7 protein-coding genes are annotated in these 6,520 nt (G+C 69.2%); 5 read left to right on the top strand and 2 right to left on the bottom strand.

The features are described from left to right. Positions 1-561 precede the first annotated feature (561 nt). A complete protein-coding gene (locus tag D5S19_RS08260) occupies positions 562-1,143 on the top strand; it encodes a hypothetical protein (RefSeq protein ID WP_120022709.1) in 582 nt (193 codons plus the stop codon). Between the two features lie 121 nt (positions 1,144-1,264). After that, positions 1,265-2,521, top strand: coding sequence for a GDSL-type esterase/lipase family protein (locus tag D5S19_RS08255; protein ID WP_120022708.1), 1,257 nt, complete (start codon positions 1,265-1,267; stop codon positions 2,519-2,521). Between the two features lie 12 nt (positions 2,522-2,533). On the opposite strand, the gene D5S19_RS08250 is transcribed toward D5S19_RS08255, so the two are convergent. Further along, the gene (locus tag D5S19_RS08250; protein ID WP_120022707.1) at positions 2,534-3,022 is read right to left on the bottom strand and encodes a polyadenylate-specific 3'-exoribonuclease AS; all 489 of its coding nucleotides are present in this window, start codon (positions 3,020-3,022) and stop codon (positions 2,534-2,536) included. 43 nt (positions 3,023-3,065) lie between these two features. Further along, positions 3,066-3,827 (bottom strand): lysophospholipid acyltransferase family protein, encoded by a 762-nt coding sequence (locus tag D5S19_RS08245; protein WP_120022706.1) that lies wholly within the window; start codon positions 3,825-3,827, stop codon positions 3,066-3,068. A 216-nt stretch (positions 3,828-4,043) separates the two neighbouring features. Here D5S19_RS08245 and D5S19_RS08240 point away from each other — a divergent pair, with 216 nt between their 5' ends. Genes D5S19_RS08240 through D5S19_RS08230 form a run of 3 tightly spaced genes read left to right on the top strand, consistent with a single transcriptional unit; the run spans position 4,044 to position 6,443 of the window. Then, positions 4,044-4,808, top strand: coding sequence for an alpha/beta hydrolase (locus D5S19_RS08240; protein ID WP_120022705.1), 765 nt, complete (start codon positions 4,044-4,046; stop codon positions 4,806-4,808). Next, positions 4,805-5,293 carry a hypothetical protein gene (locus D5S19_RS08235; protein ID WP_120022704.1) on the top strand — a complete coding sequence of 163 codons (489 nt, stop codon included), beginning with the start codon at positions 4,805-4,807 and terminating at the stop codon, positions 5,291-5,293. The genes D5S19_RS08240 and D5S19_RS08235 overlap by 4 nt, the downstream gene beginning before the upstream one ends. Before the next feature lie 10 nt (positions 5,294-5,303). Continuing rightward, positions 5,304-6,443: a glutamate--cysteine ligase gene (locus D5S19_RS08230; RefSeq protein ID WP_120022703.1), complete on the top strand. Its 1,140-nt coding sequence runs from the start codon at positions 5,304-5,306 to the stop codon at positions 6,441-6,443. The last annotated feature ends 77 nt before the right edge of the window (positions 6,444-6,520 follow it).

Below are 6,520 nucleotides of genomic sequence, written 5' to 3'. Positions count from 1 at the left end.
GTTGGTCGGGGGCCCGGCAGTGGGCGATGCGGAGGTGTGTGCGACCACCTCGTGGCGTGCGCCGGACCGGTTTCGGGTCTGTGAAGGGACCCTTCACAGACTCAGAGTCCGTGAAGGGTCCCTTCACGGACCTCTACACCGACTTTGCCGGAACCCTGGCACCGCCCCGGAGCGGGCGATGGCCAGCGGCAAGATCGACAGCGCCGCGGCCGGGGCGCCACAGTGACGCAGGAAACCGGCTCGGGAAAAGAACGGGCGACTCCGCCGAACGATGGAAAGCCGAGCATGACTCGTTTGAGGGATCACATTTCCTCATGCGGCGAGTAATGTTCTGCACACCGAGAGCGGCCACGGCGGGCTCGCGGTGCCGCCGGAAACCGGGCATTCACCTGCGAATCCTGTGACCTGACCCTTCCGCCCCGAAATCACGGGAGAGGAGACGGAAGCACCGGACGGGAATACCCTGTTCGGCGTTTTCCCCTGCCCACGTAAAGCTATTATTACGCGGGGTCTTTTCCGGCGACTGGTGAAATCACGCTATCACGAGAGAAAAGGAATCCCATGGGATCTCTGTCCCGTATCGGCGCGCGGACACTGGCACTCGCCTGCGCAGCAGGAATTCTCAGCACCGGCAGCGCCGCGGTGGCAGTAGCCGCACCGAGCACCACCGCCGAGATCATCATCATCGACGGCTATACCCAGACCGTGAAGGAATCGTCGGGCACGGCCGTCCTCTGCCCGACCAATCAGGTCCTGCTGGGCCGGTCGCACAGCGGTGACGAGAACGGCAGCACCACCTACTACTGCGGCCTGATCCTCATCGACGGGCAGCAGGTCAGGGTGGGTGCGCCGACCTGGAGCGCCTCGCAGAGGGAAAGCAATTCCTTCTTCGCCGCTCCCGGCGATCACGTCCTGGTCGGCCGTCAGCACTCCGGGGACGAGAACGGGAGCACGAGGTACGCGACCGCCACCATGTCCGCGTGGGGACGCACGGTGGAACTCACCTCGTATCGGTGGTCACCGAGCCAGAAGGAGAGCAGCAGCTACTCCAAGGCCGGCGACTACGAGGTGATGGTCGGCCGTCAGCACACCGGCGACGAGAACGGCCAGACCCAGTACCAGTACGCCAGGATCGTCGACTGAGCGGAGCGTGGCCGTGCGGGTCAGGGGCTTCGGCCCGCACGGCCACGCAGATCCGGCAGCTTCGCGTGCGCGGAGAACCCCGGAATTCCCCGTGAAGACCCCCACCTTCAGGAGAAAACTCATGCGTGCCACCATGTCCGCCCGCCCGCGGAGCGCCCCGCGCGGGATCCTTGCGATCGCCTCGGCCATCGTGCTCCTGGCTGCCTGTCCCGGGGCGGCACAGGGCGCCCAGCAAAAGCCCACCGCGATCGTGTCCCTCGGCGACAGCTTCATCTCCGGGGAGGGCGGCAGGTGGCAAGGCAACGTCGACCTGTCCTACAGCCCGACCCACGACATGTACGGCACGGACCGGGCCACCGTATGCGGCCCGGCCGGCTGCCAGAAGGACCCGTTCGCCGTCTACGGGGGCACCTATCTGGACCCCACCACGGGTAAGGAGAACGGCTGTCACCGCTCGGATGTCGCGGAGATCCTGTCGTCGGGGATCGCCGCGGACCGGGCGGTCAACCTGGCCTGCTCCGGGGCAGTCACCGACAACGTCCTGCCCGGCTACGCGGGCGGTAAGCCCTTCAAAGGGCAACCGCCGCAGGCCGACGCGCTGCGAGACCTCGCGAGAACGCACGAGATCAAGCTGATCCAGCTTTCCATCGGCGGCAACGATCTCGGGTTCAGTGGCATCATCGAGAGCTGCGTCAAGAATTACATTGCCGGACCAGCGGGCGGATACTGCTGGGAAAAGTGGGACTGGGAAGTCGAAGAGAAACTGGCCCGGGAGGTACCGGACAAGATCGCGAACGTGATCGACCGGATTCGCGAGGTCATGCGCGCGGCCGGGCAACCCGACAGCTCGTACACCTTCGCCCTCCAGTCCTATCCCTCACCGGTTCCGCTCGCCGGGAACTACCGGTATCCGGAAAGCTGGGCCGGCACTCTCTCCGACCGGTACAGCCCGGGCGGCTGCCCGTTCTTCAACCAGGACACCGATTGGGCCCGGCGGCGGGTGGTCCCGGGCATCGCCGAGATGCTGGACAAGGTCGCGACCCGGAAGGGTCTCTTCTATCTGGACCTGCAGTGGGCTTTCGACGGCCACGACGTGTGCGCCCGCAATGCCCGCCAGGCACGTCAGGGTGAGAGCCTGACGCACCCGGTCCCGGATCGGGACGCGGAATGGATGCGGTTCCTGTCCTTCGGAATCTTCCGGCCGCAGGGGCAGAAAGAGGAATCGTTCCATCCTAATTCCTACGGCCAGCAGGCACTGGGGAACTGCCTGCGGGAATTCCACCGGCAGACCCAGGCCACCGGATACCCGGAGTTCGAATGCCTGAACCGGCCGGGCCAGGGCGTAGCGAGCATGTACGTCGAACGGCTGGACCAGTGACCCCGCGAAGGCTCAGCGGCGGCGGAACGCGGTCTCGATGACGTTCCAGCGATCCCGGTTGTGCCGGGCGTCGGCGAGGGCATCGTGCTGGTCGGTGGGGGCGGCGGGCAGCTTCGGCTTGCCCGCGTCCTCCCACCGCTGACGCAGATCGCGGGTGAATCGCGGCAGCTGACGCGGCAGCGCGGGCATCGGGCCCCACAGCTGGGCCAGCGCGACGTGGTCGTAGGCGGCGAACCAGGCCCACAGCTCGATCCCGCCGGGCGGCTTGCCGAAGAACTCCAGCAGGTCGGTGCGGATCCGGTCGCGGCCACGCCAGGCCGGGTCGGCCGGCGAGGGCAGCTTGGGCAGCACATTGTCGCGCACCCACGGGCCCGCCTTGCCCGGATCGAAATCGGTGGACACGGCGTAGAACTCGCGGCCACGCTCGTCAACGACACCGATCGACACCAGATCGATCGTCACGCCGTCCTCGATGAACTCGGTGTCGTAGAAAAAACGCACCGGCGGAGGTTAGCAGCGCCGCAGGGGGTGACCGTGGCGGGCGCTACCCTGCCTTGCGCTCGGGCACGCGGTCCGCGTCCCGGCCCACGGGCTGCACGGGCACCTGGGGCTGAGCCCCGGCCGCTTCCGCCGCCAGCAGCTCCTTGGCCTTGGCCGCGTAGATGTCCACGTACTCCTGGCCGGACAGCTCCATCAGGGCGTACATGATCTCGTCGGTGATCGAGCGCTCGATGAACCGGTCGCCCGCCATGCCCTCGTAGCGGGAGAAGTCCAGCGGGGCGCCGAACCGGATCTCCAGCCGGCGCGGCCACCACATCTTCGAGCCGATCGGGTTGACCTTGTCCGTGCCGACCATGGCCACCGGGATCACCAGGCCACCCGATTCCAGCGCGATCCGGGCCACCCCGGTCTTGCCCTTGTACAGCCGGCCGTCCGGCGAGCGGGTGCCCTCCGGGTAGATGCCGAGCAGGTGTCCTTCCTTGACCAGCCGGGTGGCGGTGTCCAGCGCGGCCTGCGCGGCGTTGCCGCTGGACCGGTCGATCGGGAACTGGCCGACCCCGGTGAAGAACCACTTCTTGAGCAGGCCCTTGAACCCCGGCTCGGTGAAGTACTCGGATTTCGCCGGGAAGGTGACCTTGCGGCGGACCCGCAGCGGCATGAAGAACGAATCCGCCACCGCGAGATGGTTGCCGGCCAGGATGGCACCCCCGGTGCGCGGGATGTTCTCCGCGCCGACCACTTTGGTGGGCCACAGCGTCTTGAGCAGCGGTCCGATGAACACCCACTTCATCAGCAAGTACAGCACCGCGCGCCAGTCCTTTCACCGCGGGGGATCCGCCGACCAGACAGCCTACGGACCCGGACGGCCGCGGACAACGCGCGCCCGCCCGGTCACCCCGGGCCAGCGATCGATCTCACAGCGCGGTGGCGGTCCCCCGGCCCGCCCAGCGCGCCCACAACCCGGCTCCGGCGTGAGAGCATGGAAGGACTCCACCGCCACCCCGATCGGAAGGCGTTCGTCATGGGCGTGCTCGCCGGCGCGGAACCGTTCGCCCTCCCCGGCACGTCCGGTGCGGGCTTCCTGCTCTGCCACGGCTTCACCGCGACCCCGGCCGGCCTGCGAGGCTGGGGCGAGCACCTGTCCGCGGCCGGTTTCGCGGTGCGCTGCCCGCTGCTGCCCGGCCACGGCACACGCTGGCAGGACCTCAACCGCACCACCTGGCAGGACTGGTACGGCGCGGTCCGCGAGGAGCTGCTCGCGCTGCGCGCCGAATGCGATCAGGTGTTCGTCGGCGGCCTGTCCATGGGCGGCACCCTCGCACTGGCGCTGGCTCAGGAGTTCGACTGGATCTCCGGGCTCGTACTGGTCAACCCGTCGGTCACCCGGCTGAGCATGGACGCCAAGGTGCTGCCGCTGCTGGCCAGGGTGATCCCCTCGATCCCGGCGATCGGCAACGACATCGCCAAGCCCGGGGAGATCGAGCTGGCCTACCCTCGCACGCCGGTGCGGGCCGCGGCGAGCCTGGCGAAGCTGTGGCGGGTGGTGCGGACCCGGCTGGATCAGGTGAGCCAGCCGGTGCTGCTGCTGCACTCCCGGGTCGATCACGTGGTGGAGCCGGAGAACGCGCGGATCGTGCTGGCCGGGGTGGCCGGCACGGACGTGACCGAGGTGGTGCTGGAGAAGAGCTTCCACGTGGCGACCCAGGACTACGACGCGGAGCTGATCTTCAACCGGAGTGTCGAGTTCGCCCGGCGGCTGCGGGCGGGACAGGTGGGTGCCGGATGACCCGCGGAAAGGGCCCGGACGGGCCGGAGGACGTCGACGCCACCTTCGCCGAGATCGTGGCCGATCTGCGCGCCGAGGGCGTGGGCAGCTTCCTGGAGGAGGAACCGTCCGCCACGCTCCTCGAAGAGGAGCCGCCGGAGGCGAAACCGGCCGCCACGCCGCTGCCGGTCGAGGACGGCTGGCGGACCGGCGGCACCGACTGGGACACCACGATGCTGTCGGAGGACCCGGCCGCCGACGACGAGCACTTCGAGCCGCCGGAGCCGCCGCCGTTGCCGCGCTGGCGCAAGGGCGCGTTCGTCGTGCTGCTGTTCTTCGTGGCCGGACTGCTGCTGCTGATCGTGCCGAACCTGATCGGGGTAGGCCCGGCGCTGGCCACCCCGCTGGGCATTCTCGCGCTGGCCACCGGCATCGCGCTGCTGCTGTTGCGGGTGCGGCAGGGGCCGCCGCCCGGTGCGGACCCGAGCAACGGCGCCCAGGTCTGACCGGGCGGGCATGCGGATCGATTTCACGCCGTCGGCACGTTCGACGGTCGGGGCGGAGTGGGAGCTGGCGCTCGTGGACCGGCGCAGCGGGGAGCTGCGGTCGGTGGCCGGGGAGATCCTCGCGGCCGTCCGCCCGGACGGCGCCGCCGAGCACCCGCGGATCAAACAGGAACTGCTGCTGAACACGATCGAGGTGATCAGCGGGGCGCGGCGCACGGTCGCCGGGGTCAAGGCCGATCTGGCGGCGGCACTGGACGAACTGCACCGGGTCGCCGATCCGCTCGGGGTGGAGCTGTTCTCCGCCGGTTCGCACCCGTTCTCCTCGTGGTACCGGCAGAAGGTCACCGACCAGGAGCGGTACGCCAAGCTGATCGACCGCACCCGCTGGTGGGGCCGGCAGATGCTGATCTACGGCGTGCACGTGCACGTCGGTCTCGATCACCGGGACAAAGTGCTGCCGGTGCTGGACGCGTTGCTCTGCTACGCCCCGCATCTGCAGGCGCTGTCGGCGTCCTCGCCCTACTGGAGCGGGGAGGACACCGGGTACGCGTCGAACCGGGCGCTGATGTTCCAGCAGCTGCCCACCGCGGGGCTGCCCTTCCAGTTCGGTGAATGGGCCGAGCTGGAGCACTACGTCGGCGACATGTTCAAGACCGGCGTGATCGACGCGTTCTCCGAGATCCGCTGGGACATCCGGCCGGCGCCGCACTTCGGCACGATCGAGACCCGGGTGTGCGACGGCCTGCCGACGCTGCAGGAGGTCGGCGCCGTCACCGCGCTCATCCAATGCCTGGTGGAGGATTTCAGCACCCGGCTGGACCAGGGCGAGCGCCTGCCGGTCCTACCGCCGTGGCATGTGCAGGAGAACAAGTGGCGGGCCGCCCGCTACGGCACCGACGCGATCGTCATCCTGGACGCCGCCGGCCGCGAGCGGCTGGTCACCGAGGACCTGACCGAGCTGCTCGACCGGCTCGCCCCGGTCGCGCGGCGGCTCGACTGCACCCGCGAGCTGGCCGACGTAGCCGAGATCCTGCGCGTCGGCGCGAGCTATCAGCGGCAGCGGACGGTGGCGGAGAACTGCCACGGTTCGCTGAAGGCCGTCGTGGCTTCGCTGGTGGCGGAGATGCGGGACGGCGTGCCCCACGGCTGAACCACGCTCCTGGGCCTGCCGATGAGCAAGCCGAACGCGGACGCCCCGGCTGCGACCGGACTGCACCCCGCGAGCTG

Origin of the sequence: Amycolatopsis panacis (assembly GCF_003600245.1) — a bacterium.
GTDB classification, from domain to species: Bacteria; Actinomycetota; Actinomycetes; order Mycobacteriales; family Pseudonocardiaceae; genus Amycolatopsis; species Amycolatopsis sulphurea.
The sequence above is the reverse complement of the archived record's forward strand: the minus strand, read 5'-3'. Positions and strand labels throughout refer to the sequence as shown.

What these genes read in the sequence shown, in the direction of transcription:
- D5S19_RS08260 (WP_120022709.1), top strand. Translation starts at nt 562, where the DNA reads ATGGGATCTCTGTCCCGTATCGGCGCGCGGACACTGGCACTCGCCTGC.
- D5S19_RS08235 (WP_120022704.1), top strand. Translation starts at nt 4,805, where the DNA reads ATGACCCGCGGAAAGGGCCCGGACGGGCCGGAGGACGTCGACGCCACC.
- D5S19_RS08230 (WP_120022703.1), top strand. Translation starts at nt 5,304, where the DNA reads ATGCGGATCGATTTCACGCCGTCGGCACGTTCGACGGTCGGGGCGGAG.
- D5S19_RS08240 (WP_120022705.1), top strand. Translation starts at nt 4,044, where the DNA reads ATGGGCGTGCTCGCCGGCGCGGAACCGTTCGCCCTCCCCGGCACGTCC.
- D5S19_RS08255 (WP_120022708.1), top strand. Translation starts at nt 1,265, where the DNA reads ATGCGTGCCACCATGTCCGCCCGCCCGCGGAGCGCCCCGCGCGGGATC.